The following is a 20,513-nucleotide window of genomic DNA, read 5'->3' on the forward strand; positions in this document are numbered from 1 at the left end:
CGCCGGTGTGGCCGGTGTGAAAGTGCATCGCTGTAGAACGGCGCGCCTCTCAGGCCGCTCTCAGACGCTGGGACGAAACTAGTGGCCGTGCGGATTCTTGTCGTCGACGACGATCGCGCGGTGCGCGAGTCGCTGCGCAGGTCGCTTTCGTTCAACGGCTACTCGGTCGAGTTGGCCCACGACGGCGTCGAGGCCCTCGACAAGATCGCCAGCGACCGGCCCGACGCGCTGGTCCTGGACGTGATGATGCCGCGGCTGGACGGCCTCGAGGTCTGTCGTCAACTCCGCAGCACCGGCGACGACCTGCCGATCCTGGTGCTCACCGCCCGCGACTCGATCTCCGAGCGGGTCGCGGGGCTGGACGCCGGCGCCGACGATTACCTGCCCAAGCCGTTCGCGCTCGAAGAACTGCTGGCCCGCATGCGCGCGCTGCTGCGCCGCACCAAGCCCGACGATGCCACCGATTCGGTCGCCATGACGTTCTCGGACCTGGCCCTGGACCCGGTGACCCGCGAGGTCACCCGCGGGCAACGCCGGATCAGCCTGACCCGCACCGAGTTCGCCCTGCTGGAGATGCTGATCGCCAATCCGCGCCGGGTGCTCACCCGCAGCCGCATCCTCGAGGAAGTGTGGGGATTCGACTTTCCCACCTCGGGCAACGCGCTCGAGGTCTATGTGGGGTACCTGCGCCGCAAGACCGAGGCCGACGGTGAGCCGCGGCTGATCCACACCGTGCGCGGGGTGGGTTATGTCCTGCGGGAGACGCCGCCCTGATGGTCCGCCAACACCACCGCCGGGGGGCGCCGCTGCGAGCGACCAGCTCGTTGTCCTTGCGGTGGCGGGTGATGCTGCTGGCCATGGCGATGGTGGCGATGGTCGTCGTCCTGATGGCATGCGCCGTCTACGCGGTGATCTCCAGGGCGCTGTACAGCGACATCGACAACCAACTCGAGAGCCGGGCGCAGCTGCTGATCACCAGCGGCTCGCTGGCGGCCGATCCCGGGAAGGCCATCGAGGGGACCGCCTATTCCGATGTCAACGCGATGCTGGTGAACCCGGGCCACTCGATCTACACCGCCAACCAGCCCGGCCAGACGCTGCCGGTCGGACCGGCCGAGAAGGCCGTCATCCGCGGCGACCTGTTCATGTCGCGGCGCACCGCCTCCGACCAACGGATACTGGCCATCCACCTGCCCAACGGCAGCTCGCTGCTGATCTCCAAGAGCCTCAAGCCGACCGAAGCGGTCATGACCAAGCTGCGCTGGGTGCTGCTGCTCGTCGGCGGGATCGGCGTCGCGGTCGCCGCCGTCGCCGGGGGAATGGTGACCCGCGCCGGGCTGCGCCCGGTGGCTCGCCTGACCGAGGCGACCGAGCGGGTGGCACGGACCGACGACCTGCGTCCGATCCCGGTGTTCGGCAGTGACGAATTGGCAAGGCTCACTGAGGCCTTCAACCTGATGCTGCGGGCGTTGGCCGAGTCGCGGGAACGGCAGGCGCGGCTGGTCACCGACGCCGGCCACGAATTGCGCACCCCGTTGACATCGCTGCGCACCAACGTGGAGCTGCTGATGGCCTCGATGGAACCGGGAGCGCCGCGGCTGCCGGAACAGGAGATGGTCGACCTGCGAGCCGATGTGCTGGCGCAGATCGAGGAATTGTCCACGCTGGTAGGCGATTTGGTGGATCTGACCCGGGACGACGCCGGTCAGGTGGTGTACGAGCCCGTTGACATGTCCGAGGTCATCGATCGCAGCCTCGAGCGAGTCCGGCGGCGGCGCAACGATATTCACTTCGATGTCGATGTGATCGGGTGGCAGGTCTACGGCGACGCCGCCGGGTTGTCGCGAGCGGCGCTGAACCTCATGGACAACGCGGCCAAGTGGAGCCCGCCGGGCGGCCACGTCGGGGTCAGGATGAGGCAACTCGACGCGTCGCACGCCGAGGTGGTGGTCTCCGACCATGGGCCGGGAATTCCGCCGCACGAACGCCGGCTGGTTTTCGAGCGGTTCTACCGGTCGACGACGGCGCGGGCGATGCCCGGCTCGGGACTGGGCCTGGCCATCGTCAAGAAGGTGGTCCTCAATCACGGCGGGTTACTTCGTGTCGAAGACACGGTTTCGGGAGGGCAGCCGCCGGGAACATCGATCTACGTGCTGCTGCCTGGCCGGCCGATGCCGGTTTCGACGGGCCCGACGCCCACTTCCGACGCCAAGGACCAAAGGACCGACCCCGCGGCACCGGCGGCCGGCAATGGGGCGAACTCTCGGGATTCGGCGAACGTTATCTCAGTGGACTCTCAGTCGGCGCAGGCAAGGTAATTGCAGTTAGTGTTGGAAATCGAGCCAAGTCGAGCCGGCACGCGCCGATGAGAGCCGACATGAGCCGATATAGCCGATATAGAGGAAGAGCGACTTAGCGACATGACGAATGACCCGAGGTATTCGCCACCGCCGCAGCAGCCGGGATACCGTACCGCGCCTAATCAGCCGGCGCCCCCCGCTTATGCCCAGGGGCCCCAGCCGCCGTACAACCAGCAGTACGACTGGCGTTATCGGACGCCGCAGCAGTCGCAACCCTCGCAGACCACGCAGTTCCGTCAGCCCTACGAGCCGTTCAACGGCACCGGGCCGGGCCGGATACCCGGCGGGACCGGTACGGGTCCGATCCCGGGGGGCACCGGCACCGGCCCGATACCCGGGATGCTGCCGCCGATGCCTCCCCCTCAGCCCCAAAGGCGTTCCCGCGCGGGCATATTGGCGGTCGGTGCGGTCTCGATCGCGGTGGTGTCGGCCGGCATCGGCGGGGCCGCGGCCACGGTCGTCGAGCTGGGTACGCACTCCACCGCCAGCGGCGGGACCGGGCTGATCCCGGGGGCGGCCCCCAGCGTGCCGGCCGCCAACATGCCGCCCGGCAGCGTCGAACAGGTCGCCGCCAAGGTGGTGCCCAGCGTCGTGATGCTCGAGACCGATATGGGCCGGGCCTCCGAGGAGGGCTCCGGCATCGTCCTGTCGGCCGACGGGCTGATCCTGACGAACAACCACGTCGTCGCGGCCGCGGCCAAGCCGCCCAACTCCCCCGGCGTGCCGGGCGCACCCGGTGGTCCGCCGCCGAAGACGACGGTGACGTTCTCCGACGGCCGCACCGCGCCGTTCACGGTGCTCGGCGCCGACCCCACCAGTGACATCGCGGTGATCCGGGTGCAGGGAGTCCCCAACCTCACACCGATATCCATGGGCTCCTCGTCGGACCTGCGCGTCGGCCAGCCCGTGGTGGCCATCGGGTCGCCGCTGGGCCTGTCGGGCACGGTGACCACCGGAATCATCAGCGCGATGAACCGGCCGGTGTCGACCACCGGCGAGTCGGGCAACCAGAACACGGTGCTGGACGCGATCCAGACCGATGCCGCGATCAACCCCGGTAACTCCGGCGGCGCGCTGGTCAACATGAGCGGCCAGCTGGTGGGCGTCAACTCGGCGATCGCCACCCTGGGCGCCGATTCGCCCGACGCCCAGAGCGGATCGATCGGCCTGGGCTTCGCGATTCCGGTCGATCAGGCAAAGCGCATCGCCGACGAGTTGATCAGCACCGGCAAGGCCACCCACGCCTCGCTCGGCGTGCAAGTGACCAGTGACAAGGCCACCCCGGGCGCCAAGGTCGTCGACGTCGTTCAGGGCGGTGCCGCCGCGACCGCCGGATTGCCCAAGGGTGTCGTCGTCACCAAGGTCGACGACCGCCCGATCAACAACGCCGACGCGCTGGTTGCCGCCGTGCGGTCCAAGGCGCCGGGCGACAAGGTGACGCTGACCTTCCAGGATCCCGGCGGCGCCAGCCGCACCGTGCAGGTGACGCTGGGCAAGGCGGATCAGTGATGAGAGTCGAGGAGCCCTTGAACGAGCCGCTGTCGGAGCTCGGATATACGGTGGCACCCATGGAAACTGGTGCGGAGTTGGTAGTCGGCCGGGCTCTGGTCGTGGTGGTCGACGACCGCACCGCCCACGGGGACGAGGACCACAGCGGGCCGTTGGTCACCGAGCTGCTGACCGAGGCGGGATTCGTCGTCGACGGTGTGGTCGCGGTCGCGGCCGACGAGGTCGAGATCCGCAACGCGCTGAACACGGCGGTGATCGGCGGGGTGGATCTGGTGGTCTCGGTCGGCGGGACCGGCGTCACGCCGCGCGACGTCACGCCGGAGGCCACCCGCGACATCCTGGATCGCGAAATCCTGGGCATCGCCGAGGCCATCCGCGCCTCGGGGCTCTCCGCGGGAATCATCGACGCCGGATTGTCACGAGGGCTGGCCGGCGTGTCCGGCAGCACGCTGGTGGTCAACCTCGCGGGTTCCCGCTACGCCGTGCGCGACGGGATGGCGACGCTGAATCCGCTCGCGGCGCAGATCATCGGCCAGCTGTCGAGCCTGGAGATCTGACTTTCTTTCCCGAGGATCTGCTGTGATCACACATTCCGGTCACGACCCGCACGGGGCCAACACGGTTTTCGGAACCGAATTGGGTTCAGGAGTTCAGGAGTCGACGGACGGGTTCGACTCGGACGCCTACGAGCACGAGCAGTGGTTGCGGGAGAACGTGCCCCCACACCACAGTTGAGTAGGGGAGTCGGCTAAGGGGTTCCGTTGGCCGACGTCACCACGCGGTCAACCTTTGGTGACTTATTGTCCGGGAAATGTGTGATAGCCCACAACGTGGCATACCGTTTTCTCGGGTGGCGGCGCGTCGCCCTAATTGGCGCTACGGGAGGTGTGCGCATGTTCAAGGGATTCAAGAGTTTTGTGATGCGTGGTGACGTGATCACCGTGGCCATCGGTCTGGTCGTCGCCCTGGCCTTCTCGAACCTCGTCAAGGCCTTCACCGACAGCGTGATCAATCCGCTGGTCGCGGCCGTGCAGCCCGGTACCCAGTTCGGATTGGGTTGGCAGCTCGGCGACGCGGGCAACAAGGCGACCTTCCTCGACATCGGATCGTTCATCTCGGCGATCATCTACTTCATCGTCTTCATGACGGCCGTCTACTTCATGATCGTGGTGCCCTACAAGCACATCCAGGCCCGCCGCGGGGTCACCGTGTTCGGGGACGAACCGGCGACCAAGGCATGTCAGGAGTGCATGTCCGACATCCCGGAGGCCGCGCACAAGTGCAAATACTGCGCCAGTCCCCAGACGTCCTCCTGATCCATACGGGGTGTGGCGGGCAGCGGCCAGAGGATCAGTGCAGGGTGAGGGTCACCGCTTGGCCCAGCGCCGAGCCTGCCACAGTGTTCGCCACGCGAGCCGGCAGCGCAACCAACACCACGCGGTCGCCGTCGGCGGCCTGGGCCTTCTGCCTGGCCGAAACGAGTACGACGACCGCGTCGGTCGCCACCACTTTGGTCGCGGCCGGGGCGCCCGCCGACGCGTCGGTGTCGGGGGCGGCCAGCACGTCGACGACGTCGCCGACGCGCACGAGGTCGATCAGGGCGCTGTCCACCAGGTGCAGCGGCACGATGCGGGCGCCGGGCCCGGCCTTCGGCCCGAGCGCGGCCTCGGCGAGCCGGCTGCCCAGCAGCCGCACGTCGGTGAGCACCTCGCCGCGCCGCGTCGGGCTGGCCAGGGTCGCACCCACCGCCGCACTCAGGTCGCTCCGCGCCCCGTCGGGAACCGTTGCGGCCGAACGCTTTTCGATCCGAACGTCGTCGGCGGTCAACGCGATGCCGGGGGTGAGGTCACGCGCGGCCACCACAACGTCGACGCGGTCACCGTCGGGGTTCGAACGCAACGTGGCGACGCCGGCCAACACCACGAGTGCGCCGGCGGCGACCCGGCGGGCCAACACCGTCCGGGTCCAGTCCGGCCGCAGCGCCGCCGACAGCCGGCGCAATAGCGTTGGATTCAGCGAGGATTGACCCACGCCGCAACAGTAAGCGGGGTCCCGCCGGCGCGGTGGCGCCGGTGAAACCCCGCTGTGGATAACGCGTTAGGCCGAGGCGCCCGCGGTGGATGGCGTGGAGCTCTTGGCAGACTTCTCGCTCGCCCCCGAGTCGGTGGACGCGGACCCCGAATCCGTCGACGCCGACCCGGAGTCGGTCGACGACCCGTTGGTGGAGCTCTTCACCTTCTTGCCGGACTCCCGGCTGTCGGTGCGATAGAAGCCGCTGCCCTTGAACACGATGCCGACCGAGTTGAACAGCTTGCGCAGCCGTCCGGAGCACTGCTCGCACGTCGTCAACGCGTCGTCGGTGAAGGCCTGCACAATGTCGAAGCGGTTGCCGCACTCGGTGCATTCGTAGCTGTAGGTCGGCACTGGATAACCTCCGTGAATGTAAGCCTGGTTAGCACTCTACATGCTCAAGTGCTAGAACCGCCGCATGATCGGTCTCATTCCCCGCCGAGTGCGACCAGCCCGCGGCGCGGGGTGAGCGCATGGGTCATCGGCACGTCGTGCGGCTCGGCGGGCAACTCGTCGACCAGCTCCGCGTCGCGCACCATCGCGACCAGGCGCGCCCGCGCGTTCCGGCCGTCCAAGGACCGGTCGTAGAAGCCGCGGCCGCGGCCCAGCCGCACGCCCCGGCGGTCGACCGCCAGCGCCGGCACGATCACCAGCGCGGCCTCGGCCAGCGCCGACTCCGGCAGCCAGGGCGCGGGCGGCTCGAGCAGCCCCCAGGGGCCGGAAACCAGTGTGCCCGGCCGGTATTCGCCCCACCGCAGCCGCATGGGGATGCCGTCGGCGGCGGTGCGCGCGACGGGCAGCAGCACCCGTGCCGAGCGGCGCAGCAGCATGTCCAGCATCTCGATCGACCCGGGCTCGGTGCCCACCGGCACGTACGCGCAGACCGTGCTGCCCCCGCTCACCACCGGCTCCAACAGCTCGGTGAGCCGGCGGGCCTCGGCGGCCCGAACGTCGTCGGCAACGTCGTCGCGGGCCGCCAGCAGTTGTTCCCGCAACGCGGCCTTGGTCACCGTTGCCATGCGTCAACCATGACAGCACGGGTACTCGGCCTGCCATGCAGAGGCGGCAAACGTTATGAGCGCTATGGTGTGAACGATGTCACGCCCAGAAGTCCCGGTCCCGTTCACGGCGATCGTTCCCGCGGCCGGCCTGGGCACGCGCTTCCTGCCGGCGACCAAGACGGTGCCGAAGGAGCTGCTGCCCGTCGTCGACACCCCGGGTATCGAGCTGGTCGCGGCCGAGGCGGCCGCGGCCGGCGCCGAGCGTCTGGTGATCGTCACCTCCGAGGGCAAGGACGGCGTCGTCGCGCACTTCGTCGAGGATCTGGTGCTGGAGGGCACGCTCGAGGCCCGCGGCAAGAAGGCGATGCTCGACAAGGTGCGGCGCGCGCCGCAGCTGATCAAGGTCGAGTCCGTCGTGCAGGCCGAACCGCTCGGGCTGGGACACGCCATCAGCTGTGTCGAGCCCACGCTGGCGGCCGACGAGGACGCCGTCATGGTGCTGCTGCCCGACGACCTGGTGCTGCCGACGGGTGTGCTGGAGACGATGTCGAAGGTGCGCGCCGAATACGGCGGCACCGTGTTGTGCGCAATCGAGGTGACGCCCGAAGAGATCAGTGCCTACGGCGTTTTCGACGTCGAGTCCGTTCCCGGTGGCAACCCGGACGTGCTGAAGGTCAAGGGCATGGTCGAGAAGCCCAAGCCCGAGGACGCGCCGTCGATGTATGCCGCGGCGGGCCGCTACGTGCTCGACCGTGCCGTCTTCGACGCGCTGCACCGCATCGACCGCGGGGCCGGCGGTGAGATGCAACTGACCGACGCGATCGCGCTGCTGATCAAGGAGGGCCACCCCGTCCACGTCGTCGTGCATCGGGGATCTCGACACGACTTGGGAAATCCCGGCGGCTACCTCAAGGCTGCGGTTGACTTTGCATTGGATCGTGACGACTACGGCCCGGAATTGCGGCGGTGGTTGGTGGCGCGACTGGGCCTGACCGAGCAGTAGCGGGCCCGGCGCCGTCAGGGCTTGAGGGCAGAGAGGCGCGCTTGTGCGTTCTGTGGAGGAGCAGCTGGCCCGGATAACGGCCGCCGCGGTGGCCCCGCGGCCGATCCGTGTCGCCATCGCCGAGGCGCAGGGGTTGATGTGCGCCGAGGAAGTGATCACCGAACGGCCCCTGCCCGGTTTCGATCAGGCCGCCATCGACGGCTACGCGGTGCGCAGCGTCGACGTGCTGGGCGTCGGCGAGCTGGGCGTCGAGGCGCACGACGACGACACCGGCGAGGCGCTCGCCGACGAGGAAGCGCGCGACGGGCTGGTCCTGCCGGTGATGGGAACCATCGAGGCCGGCGCCCGCACACCCAGCCGGCTGCAGCCCCGCCAGGCCGTCCGGGTGCAGACCGGCGCCCCGCTGCCCACGCTGGCCGACGCGGTCCTGCCGTTGAAATGGACCGACGGCGGAACGTCGCGGGTGCGGGTGCTGCGCGGGGCGCCGTCGGGCGCCTATGTACGCCGCGCCGGGGACGACGTGCAGCCCGGCGACGTGGCCGTGCGAGCGGGGACGATCATCGGCGCGGCCCAGGTGGGGTTGCTGGCGGCGGTCGGCCGCGAACGGGTGCTGGTGCACCCGCGCCCGCGGTTGTCGGTGATGGCCGTGGGCGGCGAGCTGGTCGACATCTCGCGCACCCCCGGCAACGGGCAGGTCTACGACGTCAACTCCTACGCGTTGGCGGCCGCCGGTCGCGATGCCGGCGCGGAGGTCAACCGCATCGGCATCGTCAGCAACAACCCCAAGGAACTCGGGGAGGTCGTCGAGGGCCAGATCAATCGCGCCGAGATCGTGGTGATCGCCGGCGCGGTCGGTGGCGCGGCGGCCGAGGCGGTGCGGTCGGTGCTCGCCGAGCTCGGCGACATGGAGGTGGTCCGCGTCGCCATGCATCCCGGCTCCGTGCAGGGCTTCGGGCAGCTGGGCCGCGAGGGCGTCCCGACGTTTCTGTTGCCGGCCAATCCGGTCAGCGCGCTGGTGGTCTTCGAGGTGATGGTCCGGCCGCTGATCCGGCTGTCGCTGGGTAAGCGGCAGCCGATGCGCCGGATCGTGCAGGCGCGCACGCTGTCGCCGATCACCTCGGTGGCCGGGCGCAAGGGCTACCTGCGCGGCCAGCTGATGCGCGACCAGGACACCGGTGAGTACCTGGTGCAGGCGCTGGGCGGGGCGCCCGGGGCGTCGCACTTGTTGGCGACGCTGGCCGAGGCGAACTGTCTGGTTGTGGTTCCCAGCGGGGCCGAGCAGATTCGTACCGGTGAGATCGTCGACGTCGCCTTCCTGGCCCAGCGCGGCTGAGCGCAACGACTGCACACGCCCGTGAACCTGTTGCGCACCAATTCCCGCCATCCCGGTTGGCCCTTGGACGTCGGGCCGCTGCGCGTCCCGGCCGGCGTGGTCCGGTTGCGGGCGGTGCGGATGCGCGATGGCGCGCAGTGGAGCCGGATCCGGTTGGCCGACCGCGCGCACCTCGAGCCGTGGGAGCCCAGCGCGGAGGGGGATTGGACCAGCCGGCATGCGGTTTCGGCGTGGCCGGCGTTGTGTTCGGGGCTGCGGGCGGAGGCGCGCAAGGGGCGCATGCTGCCGTACGTGATCGAGCTCGATGGGCGGTTCTGCGGTCAGCTGACCATCGGCAACGTCACCCACGGCGCGTTGCGGTCGGCGTGGATCGGCTACTGGGTGTCCCGGTCGGCGACCGGCGGCGGGGTGGCCACCGGAGCGTTGGCGCTGGGTCTCGACCACTGCTTCGGCCCCGTCATGTTGCACCGGGTGGAGGCCACCGTGCGTCCGGAGAACGCCGCGAGCCGGGCCGTGCTGGCGAAGGTCGGCTTCCGCGAGGAGGGTTTGCTGCGCCGCTACCTCGAGGTGGACCGGGCATGGCGGGACCACCTGTTGATGGCCATCACCATCGAAGAGGTGTACGGCTCGGTGGCATCGACACTGGTCCGCGCGGGCCACGCGAGTTGGGCGTGACCGGTAGCCGCTGACGGCGCCCGCGGCCACCATTGGCTGTGACTAGCGCGACACGAGTGACGTTTGGTGCTTGTAGGGGGCAAATTACAGGTGTGTAATTGTCCTGGTCGCTGTGACCCGGCCGCGCTGGCCGCCGATGAGCCTCGCGGGGATACAGACCAGAAGGAGCAGGTCATCATGCCAAGCATCCCGCAATCGTTGTTGTGGATCTCGCTCGTGGTGCTCTGGCTGTTCGTGTTGGTTCCGATGCTCATCAGCAAACGCGACGCGGTGCGCCGAACCAGTGATGTCGCCCTGGCGACCCGGGTGCTCAACGGCGGCGCTTCCCGTCTGCTCAGGCGCGGCGGTCCGGCCGCGGGTCATCGCAGTGACCCCGATTGGAAGCCGGAGAAAGACACGGCGGACGAGGACTTCGCCGACGACGCCGACGAGAGCCCGGACGAGGAAGCCGATACCGACGATCTGCAGAGCGCGCGTCCGGTCGTCATGAAGGTCGCCCCGGCCGAGGATGCCGAACCCGACTACCTCGACGTCGACGTCGTCGAGGATTCGGGCGCCCTTCCGGCGGGCGCCGGCGCCGCGGTGCCCGTGGACGAGGCCGACGAGGCCGACGAGGCCGATGCGGAAGGGGTGGCCGACGAGACCGACGCGTTCGCCGAGGCGGAGGTCGACGAAGAGCTGAGCGACCGCTACGAATACATGGAGGATTCGTCCGGCTTGGAGCCGGAGGAGGACTCCGAAGAGGAAGAGGACTTGCGGGCGCGTGTCCCATCGGCGGACGCGCGGCGGCGGCGTCGATTCGACACCAAGACCGCCGCCGCGGTCAGCGCCCGCAAATACGCCTTCCGCAAGCGCGTGCTGATGGTGATGGCGCTCGTCCTGATCGGTTCGGCCACGGCCGCATTCAAAGTGACGCCGACCGCCTGGTGGGTATGCGGCGGCGCCACCGCGGTGACCGTGCTCTACCTCGGCTACCTGCGCCGGCAGACCCGCATCGAGGAGAAGGTGCGCCGCCGCCGGATGCAACGGATGGCGCGGGCGCGGTTCGGCGTGGAGAACGCCCACGACCGCGAGTACGACGTGGTCCCCTCGCGGTTGCGGCGCCCGGGCGCGGTGGTTCTCGAGATCGACGACGAGGACCCGATCTTCGAGCACCTGGACTACGCGATGCCGATGCGCAACTACGGGTGGCCCAGGGACCTGCCGCGAGCCGTCGGTCAGTAGCCCCTGGCGGGGCGCCGGCCGCGGCGGAACTGGTAGCCTGCTAGCACTCAGGGGCTATGGCGCAGTTGGTAGCGCGACTCGTTCGCATCGAGTAGGTCAGGGGTTCGAATCCCCTTAGCTCCACCGATAAACACCAGCTGGGCATTCACGGTCAGCTGGATCCGGCCGTTGGTTGCCCGGTACGCCGGCGGTATGGAGCAAATTCAATCGGCGCCGCCGCCGTGCGGTGCAGGTCGTGTCTCACGTCTTTGACATGCCCTTGACCGGAGCGCCGCGTTCAGTAACCGACAGCGATACGTTCATCCGGCGGCGCAGCATTTCGAAGTCGGACACCCGCAACACGAACCACGCCGCGGCTGCATTCGCCGCGCGGCCACCAGCTGGCGCCTGCGGCGTTCAGTGACCAGATTGACGACCAATAAGCGCTGCCCTGTCGATTTGTGCGTCGGTCGGAGTAGGTTCCGATTGGATTGGTTTACCCGGCCGGTCAGTGGGGTATGTCATTGGCCCCGACGCTCTGCAGGAGTACGGGGTGACCAAGGAGCCGAGCAGTGTTCGGAGCCGAAGTACGGGGCGCAAGAGCGCCCGAATATTGCTGCCGCAGTGGGCACGACTGGCGCCGATCGGCGCACCGTCACAGTGGCATTGAGGCGTATCTGCAGCGCCGACGACATCGGCAGTGGCGCAGTCGCGGTTCCTAGCGCTCGGTGGCGTCAGCGACTAGGCGAACGCAGTCAATCGCCCGATGATGCTATGCGCGAATCGGGTAAAGGGTTCGATATCGTTCGCACGCCGCTGGATGCGTCATGCGCTGGCCTATCGACGTGGACGCTAACGTGGCTTCGCCGAACTGTGGCCGATGTCGTGCGCAATCTCCGCGCGACCCGCACGGAACCGACACCAGCAGTCGGCATTGGCCACATGCGTCAGACCTTGTGATGATGCCGCATCTCCACCCGGCGGCAGTGCTGCACACCATTTCGCGGAAGCCGCTGGTGGTCAATCGAGGCAACGAAACGTCATGGAGGGTCTTGACCCAATGCTGTCTAAACACCGGAGGTAACACCGACAAGCTTACCCAAATGGTTTACAGCGGCAGTGCAAGCAGTTGCTGCATGTGCATTCGGTCGAGCGGGCCGCGACCATCCCCAGCTGAATTGCAAAGCCGTTAATAGCAAGCCTCGATGACGACACCGCTTGCCACCAAACCGGTTTGAGATCCGTCGCACATTGGTGACGACGGAGGTTTAAGACGCCCTGCGGTTGCTACAATTTAAGGTCAGCCGCAAAGTTGTTGAGAACAAAGGATATTCACGATATACTCGCCCTGTGGCGTTGATATGTGCGCTGTATCCGGTTGGCGGCCAAGCATTGTCACGACAGGCGGGCACGTGACTCAGTCAATCAATATGGAGCGAGCCACGTTTCGTCGTCATCTGGGATGGGTAAGTCGTGTGGGCCAAAGAGAACAACTCGCATGCTGTCCCGGCAAGGGGGGGTGGTGGTGATGGATTTCGGTTTATTGCCGCCAGAGATCAATTCCGGTCGTATGTATGCCGGTCCCGGGGCGGGACCGATGCTCGCGGCCGCAGCGGCGTGGGATGGGTTGGCAGCCCAGCTGCACTCCATGGCGGGTTCCTACGGGTCGGTGATCTCCACCCTGACCGCTGGGTGGCGGGGTCCATCGTCGGCCGCGATGGCAGCCGCGGCCGCGCCGTATACGGCGTGGATGAGCGCCACCGCTGCCCAGTCTGAGCAGACCGCTACCCAGGCCAGGGCCGCGGCAGCCGCCTATCTGACCGCGTTCGCAGCAACGGTGCCACCACCGGTGATTGCGGCCAACCGTGCGCAGTTGATGGCACTGATCGCGACCAATTTTCTGGGGCAGAACACCCCGGCGATCATGGCCACCGAGGCCCAATACGCCGAGATGTGGGCCCAGGACGCCGCCGCGATGTTCGGCTACGCCGGCTCTTCTGCGACCGCCTCCTCGGTGACCCCGTTCAGCCCGCCACCGCAGGCCACCAATCCGGTCGGGGTTGCCGGCCAGGCTGCTGCGGTCGCCCAAGCCACCGGGACGCATGCTCACGCGCTGCCACAATTGATGTCTGCGGTTCCGCAGTCACTGCAAAGCCTCGCGGCGCCTGCTGCGGCTGATCCGCCCGCCGCGGCGGCTCCGCTGTCGTCGCTGCTCTCACTCGACCAGTTGCTCATTGGTCCGTTAGGGCCCACCTCGCTGTACGGCATTGGCGGCGGCCCGTATCTGTTAGGTCTGGCAGGTTATCTGCTGCCCCAAAACGGGGCGAACCTGACCAGCGCGGCCGAAAGGCTCGAAAGGGACCGGTTGAAGTCGGGGCTGGGCCCCGGCCTTGGTTTGGGGGCGCGTGTGGTGGGCGAAGCAGGTGGACCCGGAGTCTCGGCGGGAATGGGCCGTGCCGGCTTGGTCGGGGGTCTCTCGGTGCCGCAAGGTTGGGCCGCGGCCGCCCCGGCGGTGCGGCCGGTCGCCGTAGCGTTGCCGCAAACGACTCTGTTTACCGCGCCAGCGGCGCTCGCAGCAAACGGTCAGGGAAGCCTGTTCAGCAATATGGCTTTGTCGAGTTTGGCCGGACGCGCCATGGCCGGTAACGGTGCTACCGCTGCCCGGCCCCTCAGCGTATTCGGCGGCGCTGGCTGCGGGGGGCCGGCCACGACGGCCACCATCATCGTGATACCCGCCGACGACGCGGAGGAATAGCTGCACTTGCCGCGGACTGCCGGCCCTGACCTGAAATTTTGGAGACGTTAGATGACCTTCGACCGCCAGATCGACTTCGGCCCCGCCAGCAGAGGCTCGGCGGCCACGGCGTTGCAGGCCGAACGCAGGGTGACGATCGTTCGCAAACTGATTGTCGCTCGGGCGTTTGCAGACAGTGCCGGATCAACAACAGCGATGCGTTTATACCGCAGCGCACCTTTCGGTCCGCTGTGGGCAACACCATGGGCCGACTCCGACAATGTGCTCGGCTCGAGCCCGGTCTCAAACCACGACATAGGAAGGACACCTGTTGGTGGGAACTAAACAGCCGGAAATGTTGGCGGCGGCGACCATGCGTACACCGAGGCCGCTGACACGGTTGCGAACGGCTAAGGGGCAGTGATGGATTTCGGAATGTTGCCGCCTGAGATCAACTCCGCTCACATGTATGCCGGTCCCGGGTCAGGGTCGATGCTGGCTGCCGCGACGGCGTGGGACGGGCTGGCCGCCGAGCTGCACTCGGCGGCGGCGTCCTACCGGTCGGTGATCTCCGGACTGATTGCTCGGTGGCAGGGTCCGTCGTCGGCGACGATGGCGGCCGCGGTCGAACCGTACGCGGCGTGGATGAGCGCCACCGCCGCGCAGGCCGAGCAGGCCGCCACTCAGGCCAGGGCGGCAGCGGCCGCCTACCAGACTGCGTTTGCGGCGACGGTGCCTCCGCCGGTGATCGCGGTCAACCGCAGTCAGCTGGCGTCACTGGTGGCGACGAATGTTTGGGGGCAGAACACGCCGGCGATTGCGGCCACCGAGGCGCAGTACGAGGATATGTGGGCCCAAGACGCCGCCGCGATGTACGGCTATGCCGGTTCCTCGGCGACCATCGCCCGGCTGACACCGTTCAGCCCACCGCCGCAGACCACCAACGCGGACGGCCCTGCCGGCCAGGCCGCTGCGGTCGCCCAAGCCACCGGGACTTCCGCCGGCACGAACGCACAATCGATGTTGCCGCAGCTGATGTCGGCGACGCCGCAAGCGCTGCAAAGCCTCGCAGCGCCCGCGGCCGCTGATCCGCCGTCGCCGCCATCATTGACGAGTCTGCTGACCGGCCTGAATTCATCCCCGTTGGCGCTCGCCGCCGGGAACATTGAGTTCATCGCCAAAGGAGCCACCCCGGCTAGCGACGCGATGGTCAGCAACAGCGTGGCCTTGGTGGCAGCGGCGCGGACCATCAATGACAGGGCGGTCGAACTAGAGGGTCCGCTGTTCGCGCAGCTTGGTGCGGGCACGCGCGTGTTGGGGGCAGCGGGCCTGGCGGCGGGCGGGTCGACGGTGTCGGCGGGCACCGGTGGCGCGGGCCTGGTGGGGGCGTTGTCGGTGCCGCCGAGCTGGGCCGAGGCCACTCCGACGATAAGGTTGGCCGCCACCGTGTTGCAGGGCACCAGCGCGGCCGCCGCCCCAGCGGTCGCGGACAGCGCGGGAACCCTATACGGCGAAATGGCCCTGGCAGGCTTGGCCGGAAACGCGCTGGGCGGCACCGTTCCCCGTGCGACAGCCGGAAACGCCGCCCGAGGAGTAGGCCGCCCCGACAAGGACAACAAGACGCCGGACAAACTCAGGCGTGTCCTCGCAGAACTGTCGCAGAAGCCCGAGTCGGTGCAGCACTGGCACACCGACAAGGAGCACCTGGAGAGCCTCTTGGACCAGCTGTCGAAGAAACCGGGCGTGCACGCGGTGCACTTGTCCTCCGCCAACAGGTCCAAACCCACGCCACCCCAGGCCAAATGGGGATAGCTAGAAACGGAGAGCCAATGTCTTTCGTGACCACACAACCGGAGCTGCTGGCCGCCGCGGCCGGAGATTTGCAGGGTATCGGCTCGGCGATGTGGGCCGAGAACATGATCGCAGCAGCCCCGACCACAGGCGTGGTTCCTGCTGCGGCCGATGAGGTATCAGCGCTAACAGCGACACAGTTTGTCGCGCACGCCCAGATTTACCAGGCGATCAGCACCCAAGCCGCCGCGATTCACGAAATGTTCGTGAACACGCTGGCGACCAGCGCTGGTTCGTATGCGGCCACCGAGACCGCCAATGCGATCGCGACCGGCTAGCAAAACGTATTGGCCGAAGCGACTTTGAACGAACGAGATTGCCATGCCGGGTTTTTGGGCAGTGAGCCAACATGTCAGTTCTACTCAACGCAGTGGCGTTATTCATAACCGGGTGCTGGTGGAAACGCAGAGGAGCGCCAGTGCTACGGCTGCTGCCGCTGACACACCCAACATTGCACTCTGCGCGCGGTGTCGGCACCGATCGTCTCCCGATGCGGGAAAGCGGTTCGAGGCCAAGCTTATTTCCGCCACCTGATGGCCGGTTCGTAGCGACGGTCCTGGCGGCATAGCGGTCTGACCTCAAACTTCTGCCCGGGGGATGAACCGGATGAAGGGCAAGTGGTGTCCGACAGCGCGAAAGTCTGCGTCTGATCCGTCGACCGAGAATCCGAGTGCGCGGGGAAGCATGTACTTGGCCGCACGGCGATGCCGTGACGCATACCGTAGGAAGACCTGTGCTCCCTCCTCCCCCGTGAGCGGCATGGCGGTCACGGGTATCGTTCGACCCCCCACCTGGATGGTGACGTCGGGGGTGTGCAGAATGTTGCGGTACCACGCGGCGGTAGGTCCCCACCCCGAGGCGACGACATAGCTGTCGCCGTCGTGCTCGACGACCTCGAGGACGGTCCGTCGGGGCTTGCCGGAGACACGGCCGATGTGGTTGAGCAGTAGAAGGCGGCTCCCGAACACCCACCCGAGCCTGAGCCGATACAGGTGGATAGGAATCCGAAACAGGAACCGCGTTAGTCCGGCCGGTGGCTGAACGTTCTTGACAATCTTCACGATTGGCTACCTGCGGCTCATCGTTTTTCTGCGGTGACGAGCAGGTACTCCCACTGCATGACACCGTCACGGAGGTGGTGCTGGGCGAGTTCGACGAGTTGGGCGTCGAGGGTGGCGGTAAGCACGGAATTGCCGCTGATGTTGCGGTAGGCGTTGATCGTTGGGCCGTAATGGGTTTTGAAGTACTCGTGGACTGCCTGGGCGCTGCCGAACCGGTCCACCCGTAACGTATCCCGCTGGGTGCTGATATCGCTGACTCGATTCCCGAGCAGCCCAACCACATAGTTCTCACGTCCCCACAGCGCCGCCGGTGGCACGCCTGGCAACATGATCGGCCTGTACGGCCTGATAGTGGTCAGCATCTGGCCGAAAAATCCTTCATGTGTCCAGCTGATCAGACCGATAGTGCCACCGGGCCGACAGACCCGGACCAGTTCGTTGGCCGCGAGCTGATGATGCGGTGCAAACATGACGCCGATCGCGGAGATCACCGTGTCGAACTCGCCGTCAGCGAACGGTAAGGCTTCGGCGTTGGCTTCCCGCCACTCGAGCGTGACGCCCTGTTGGGCAGCTCTTTTCCGGGAGCGCTCCAGCAGCTCCGGTGTGAGGTCGGTGGAAACGACGGCAGCGCCCGTTTTGGCGGCCGGGATCGAGATGTTGCCTGATCCCGCGGCGACGTCAAGCACCCGATCGCCGGGGCCAATGCCAGTGGCGCCCACCAGAACCTGGCCTAGTGGGGCCATCACCTGCTCAGCCATCAGCGCGTAGTCGCCCAGCGCCCACACCGCACGATGGTCGCTCGCCAATGTGTGGTCTTCGCCTGTGGCGGTTTCGATATCCATCCTGGCCTCCAAAGAAAAGTGAGAGGGATCGTCTACCGCGACGTCGTTGTCGGCGCGACAGCGCGTGGCGAAACCCTTACGGAAGAATGCCGTGGGGCCGATAGTATCACTAGGAAATAATTGCTGTCTATTATTGTATGCACTTGCTACACTATTCTGATCGCAGCGTCTGTGATCTACGGAGAACGTCGACCGGCTCGGACAAGGGAAGCACCCATCGAAAACACGACGGCAACCGATGAGTCACTCGATGCCATAACCGGCGCGTTGCTGACCGCATCACGGCTGCTAGTGGCGATCTCTGCTCATTCGATCGCTCAGGTCGACGAGACCATCACGATTCCGCAGTTCCGGACCCTGGTGATCTTGTCCAATCGAGGTCCCGTCAATCTCGCCACGCTGGCTGGCGCGCTTGGCGTGCAACCGCCGGCCGCCGGCCGGATGGTCGACCGACTCGTCGGCGCTGGCCTGATCGATCGCCTACCGCACCCGACCTCTCGCCGTGAACTGCTGGCCACCCTGTCCCCGGGCGGACGTCAGGTCATGCGGCAGGTCACTACGCATCGGCGCAGTCAGATCGCCCAGATCGTGGAAAAGATGCCGTCGCAGGAACGGCTCGGACTCGTGCGTGCGCTGACCGCGTTTACCGCCGCCGGGGGTGAGCTCACCGCTCGCGTCGACACGGACTTATAGGTCAGCTCATGTGCAGACGGCGAACTGAACGGAAAAAGACGGCAGCTGATCCGGTGCGGCTACCGCGATCGGTATCCCGTGCGGCGGGGCGGGCGGCCGGCTGGCTGCGCGCAAACCGACTCGGGATGTTCTGTGTGGCGATCGTGGTAGGGATCGGTTCAGGGCTGGGTGCGGTGGCGTTTCGGTACCTGATCTATGGGTTCACCTGGCTGGCGACAGGGCACAACTCGTTCGGCCGACAGGGCTGGGTCGCCGGCGACCACCTGCCCTGGCTCGGGGTTGGGTTCTTTGTGGTCATCCCGGTCGTCGGTGGATTGCTGTACGGGCCGTTGATTTCCCGGTTCGCCCGCGAGGCCCGCGGCCACGGCGTGCCCGAAGTCATGATCGCAGTGGCTGAGAACGGTGGCCGTATCCGTCCGCAGGTGACGGTGGTGAAAGCACTCGCCTCGGCTCTGTGCATCGGCACGGGCGGGTCGGTTGGCCGAGAAGGTCCGATCGTGCAGATCGGCGCGGCGCTGGCGTCCAGTCTGGGCCAGTGGGTCAGGATGCCGGAGAACCGGCTGCGGGTGCTGGTAGCTTGCGGCGCCGCCGGCGGTATCTCGGCCACGTTCAATGCCCCAATCACCGGGGTATTTTTCGCCATCGAGCTGATCCTGCGGGAGCTCTCCGTCGAGGCGATCTTCACCATCATGCTCTCGGCGATGGTTGCGGACGTGATCGCTCGGGTCTTCTTCGGCTCCGCCCCCTTCCTCACTCAGCTCCCCGCCGGCATCGAGCTGGACCATATCGCCAACTATCTTTTGGTGGCCCTTCTCGCAGCGGTCGCCGGACTGATCGGGGTTGTCTTCAAAAACGTCTTATACAAGACCGAGGATTTGTGCGACCGGGCGTGGCGTCACCGTTCGGATTGGGCAAGGCCGGCAGTTGGCGGGATCGCGCTCGGGGTTCTGCTCCTGGCGGTGCCGCAACTGTACGGGGTCGGCTACCCGGTGATGTACGCCGCCTTCGCCGGCCACTATGCACTCTGGTTTTTGGTGATCCTCGCCGCGGGCAAGATGTTGGCCTGCAGCCTGACCATCGGCATCGGCGGCTCAGGCGGTGTGTTCGCGCCGTCGCTGTTCGTCGGTGCTACTTCCGGCATGGCCTTCGGGCTAACCGTCCACCAGTTGATCGGGCCGGGGGTCGGGGAACCCGCCCTCTACGCGATTGTCGGAATGGGCGCTGTCTTCGCTTCCGCGGCACGCGCCCCGCTCACCGCGCTGGCCAGCACCGTCGAAATGACCGGCGACTTCACACTCACCCTGCCGGTCATGCTGGCCGTCGCCGTCGGAACGACGGTGTCCCGCGCACTGTCCTATGGCACCATCTACACCACGAAACTGCTGCGTCGCGGTATCGACATCGACCGGCCGACTTCCACCCATGCGTTCGCCGATCTCACCGCCGCTGACGCCATGCACCGGTTCACCGTTCCGGTGGATCTCACCTGCGACGTGAACCCGCGCCGGGACTGGACAACCTTGTTCGGCCCCGTTACCCGCATTCGCGAACCACAGGCGCTATTCGCCAACGACAGCCTCGCTCAAGCCCTGCGACAGCTCGTCCTTTACGGCCGTGACGGCCTACCGGTCATCGACACCGACGCCCGGCACGTCCAGGGCTGGTTGACCAACCAGAATGTGCTGCGCGCGGTTGGCACCCACCTCGCCGATGTCCAACCCCACATAGCCGCCAGTCACCAGGTCGCCGAGTGGGCCAACCCGAAAGCCGGAGGGGCCGAACATGATCCGCGCAGCCAGCTCGCTGGGTACCACATCGTCGAACGCACGCTCGGACCCGACTCGTCTGCCGTCGGCCGTACCCTCGGTGAACTCGACTGGCCAGCCGGTCACCTCCCTGTGTCGATCCTCCACGACCGCCAGCTCGTCGAGGCCGACCCAACAGTCCGGCTCGCCAAGGGGGACCGCATCAACATCCTCGTCCCTGCCGTCGACAACACTAACGTCGACAGCACTAACGTCGACAGCACCGACATCGGGACCACCGACCCCGCGGTGATTGGCAACCCAGGTGAAGCGGGTCGACCGACGCGGTAATGAGGCCCGAGGCCCTATGTCGATCTGGATGGGCAGGGGCCCGATCACTTTGGTAGCAAGGCCACTCAAGCGACACCAGCAC

The 20,513-nt window shown here is 67.2% G+C and carries 21 protein-coding genes and 1 tRNA gene; 16 read left to right on the plus strand and 6 right to left on the minus strand.

What is annotated here, in order from left to right; all coding sequences use genetic code 11:
* The first annotated feature begins 87 nt into the window (after positions 1–87).
* The 6 genes from mprA to OQ968_RS03315 all read left to right on the plus strand — a co-directional run bounded on the left by mprA (position 88) and on the right by OQ968_RS03315 (position 5,185).
* Positions 88–774 carry a two-component system response regulator MprA gene (mprA, locus tag OQ968_RS03290; RefSeq protein ID WP_324674583.1) on the plus strand — a complete coding sequence of 229 codons (687 nt, stop codon included), beginning with the start codon at positions 88–90 and terminating at the stop codon, positions 772–774.
* Positions 774–2,318 (plus strand): HAMP domain-containing sensor histidine kinase, encoded by a 1,545-nt coding sequence (locus tag OQ968_RS03295; RefSeq protein ID WP_324674585.1) that lies wholly within the window; start codon positions 774–776, stop codon positions 2,316–2,318. The genes mprA and OQ968_RS03295 overlap by 1 nt, the downstream gene beginning before the upstream one ends.
* A 102-nt stretch (positions 2,319–2,420) precedes the next feature.
* Complete coding sequence (locus tag OQ968_RS03300) at positions 2,421–3,869, plus strand: S1C family serine protease (protein WP_324674587.1); 1,449 nt, start codon at positions 2,421–2,423, stop codon at positions 3,867–3,869.
* Entirely contained in the window at positions 3,869–4,426 is a 558-nt protein-coding gene (locus tag OQ968_RS03305) for a MogA/MoaB family molybdenum cofactor biosynthesis protein (RefSeq protein WP_324674589.1), read from the plus strand. The genes OQ968_RS03300 and OQ968_RS03305 overlap by 1 nt, the downstream gene beginning before the upstream one ends.
* Before the next feature lie 22 nt (positions 4,427–4,448).
* Positions 4,449–4,604 (plus strand): hypothetical protein, encoded by a 156-nt coding sequence (locus OQ968_RS03310; protein ID WP_324674591.1) that lies wholly within the window; start codon positions 4,449–4,451, stop codon positions 4,602–4,604.
* A gap of 158 nt (positions 4,605–4,762) precedes the next feature.
* Positions 4,763–5,185: an MscL family protein gene (locus OQ968_RS03315; RefSeq protein ID WP_324674593.1), complete on the plus strand. Its 423-nt coding sequence runs from the start codon at positions 4,763–4,765 to the stop codon at positions 5,183–5,185.
* Positions 5,186–5,219: 34 nt separating this feature from the next.
* Here the strand turns inward: OQ968_RS03315 and OQ968_RS03320 are convergent, their stop codons facing one another.
* The 3 genes from OQ968_RS03320 to OQ968_RS03330 form a co-directional block, all read right to left on the minus strand.
* A complete protein-coding gene (locus OQ968_RS03320; protein ID WP_324674595.1) occupies positions 5,220–5,900 on the minus strand; it encodes an SAF domain-containing protein in 681 nt (226 codons plus the stop codon).
* A 66-nt stretch (positions 5,901–5,966) separates the two neighbouring features.
* Positions 5,967–6,293, minus strand: coding sequence for an FmdB family zinc ribbon protein (locus tag OQ968_RS03325; RefSeq protein ID WP_324674597.1), 327 nt, complete (start codon positions 6,291–6,293; stop codon positions 5,967–5,969).
* Between the two features lie 74 nt (positions 6,294–6,367).
* The gene (locus OQ968_RS03330; protein ID WP_324674598.1) at positions 6,368–6,958 is read right to left on the minus strand and encodes a 5-formyltetrahydrofolate cyclo-ligase; all 591 of its coding nucleotides are present in this window, start codon (positions 6,956–6,958) and stop codon (positions 6,368–6,370) included.
* Between the two features lie 76 nt (positions 6,959–7,034).
* On the opposite strand from OQ968_RS03330, the gene OQ968_RS03335 reads away from it, so the two are divergent.
* From OQ968_RS03335 to OQ968_RS03360, 6 genes are all read left to right on the plus strand, one after another.
* Positions 7,035–7,943, plus strand: a complete 909-nt coding sequence (locus OQ968_RS03335) for a UTP--glucose-1-phosphate uridylyltransferase (RefSeq protein WP_324674600.1) — start codon at positions 7,035–7,037, stop codon at positions 7,941–7,943.
* A gap of 43 nt (positions 7,944–7,986) precedes the next feature.
* Positions 7,987–9,276, plus strand: coding sequence for a gephyrin-like molybdotransferase Glp (glp, locus tag OQ968_RS03340; RefSeq protein WP_324674602.1), 1,290 nt, complete (start codon positions 7,987–7,989; stop codon positions 9,274–9,276).
* Positions 9,277–9,297: 21 nt separating this feature from the next.
* Positions 9,298–9,951, plus strand: coding sequence for a GNAT family protein (locus OQ968_RS03345; RefSeq protein WP_324674604.1), 654 nt, complete (start codon positions 9,298–9,300; stop codon positions 9,949–9,951).
* Between the two features lie 177 nt (positions 9,952–10,128).
* Positions 10,129–11,175 carry a gephyrin-like molybdotransferase receptor GlpR gene (gene glpR / locus OQ968_RS03350; protein ID WP_324674606.1) on the plus strand — a complete coding sequence of 349 codons (1,047 nt, stop codon included), beginning with the start codon at positions 10,129–10,131 and terminating at the stop codon, positions 11,173–11,175.
* A gap of 50 nt (positions 11,176–11,225) precedes the next feature.
* Positions 11,226–11,298: transfer RNA gene (locus tag OQ968_RS03355), tRNA-Ala, on the plus strand.
* Between the two features lie 1,384 nt (positions 11,299–12,682).
* Positions 12,683–13,909, plus strand: a complete 1,227-nt coding sequence (locus tag OQ968_RS03360; protein WP_324675065.1) for a PPE family protein — start codon at positions 12,683–12,685, stop codon at positions 13,907–13,909.
* A 47-nt stretch (positions 13,910–13,956) separates the two neighbouring features.
* Here the strand turns inward: OQ968_RS03360 and OQ968_RS03365 are convergent, their stop codons facing one another.
* On the minus strand, positions 13,957–14,205 hold the full coding sequence (locus OQ968_RS03365; RefSeq protein WP_324674608.1) for a hypothetical protein: 249 nt from the start codon (positions 14,203–14,205) through the stop codon (positions 13,957–13,959).
* Between the two features lie 106 nt (positions 14,206–14,311).
* Here OQ968_RS03365 and OQ968_RS03370 point away from each other — a divergent pair, with 106 nt between their 5' ends.
* Positions 14,312–15,700, plus strand: coding sequence for a PPE family protein (locus OQ968_RS03370; RefSeq protein WP_324674610.1), 1,389 nt, complete (start codon positions 14,312–14,314; stop codon positions 15,698–15,700).
* 17 nt (positions 15,701–15,717) lie between these two features.
* Positions 15,718–16,017 (plus strand): PE family protein, encoded by a 300-nt coding sequence (locus OQ968_RS03375; RefSeq protein WP_324674612.1) that lies wholly within the window; start codon positions 15,718–15,720, stop codon positions 16,015–16,017.
* A 300-nt stretch (positions 16,018–16,317) separates the two neighbouring features.
* Here the strand turns inward: OQ968_RS03375 and OQ968_RS03380 are convergent, their stop codons facing one another.
* Positions 16,318–16,800: a nitroreductase family deazaflavin-dependent oxidoreductase gene (locus OQ968_RS03380; RefSeq protein ID WP_324674614.1), complete on the minus strand. Its 483-nt coding sequence runs from the start codon at positions 16,798–16,800 to the stop codon at positions 16,318–16,320.
* 17 nt (positions 16,801–16,817) lie between these two features.
* Positions 16,818–17,642: a class I SAM-dependent methyltransferase gene (locus tag OQ968_RS03385; protein ID WP_324674616.1), complete on the minus strand. Its 825-nt coding sequence runs from the start codon at positions 17,640–17,642 to the stop codon at positions 16,818–16,820.
* 216 nt (positions 17,643–17,858) lie between these two features.
* On the opposite strand from OQ968_RS03385, the gene OQ968_RS03390 reads away from it, so the two are divergent.
* Complete coding sequence (locus OQ968_RS03390; protein WP_324675067.1) at positions 17,859–18,335, plus strand: MarR family transcriptional regulator; 477 nt, start codon at positions 17,859–17,861, stop codon at positions 18,333–18,335.
* Positions 18,336–18,460: 125 nt separating this feature from the next.
* Entirely contained in the window at positions 18,461–20,431 is a 1,971-nt protein-coding gene (locus OQ968_RS03395) for a chloride channel protein (RefSeq protein ID WP_324675069.1), read from the plus strand.
* Positions 20,432–20,513: the final 82 nt, after the last annotated feature.

Source organism: Mycobacterium sp. 663a-19 (genome assembly GCF_035616495.1).
Classification (GTDB): domain Bacteria; phylum Actinomycetota; class Actinomycetes; order Mycobacteriales; family Mycobacteriaceae; genus Mycobacterium.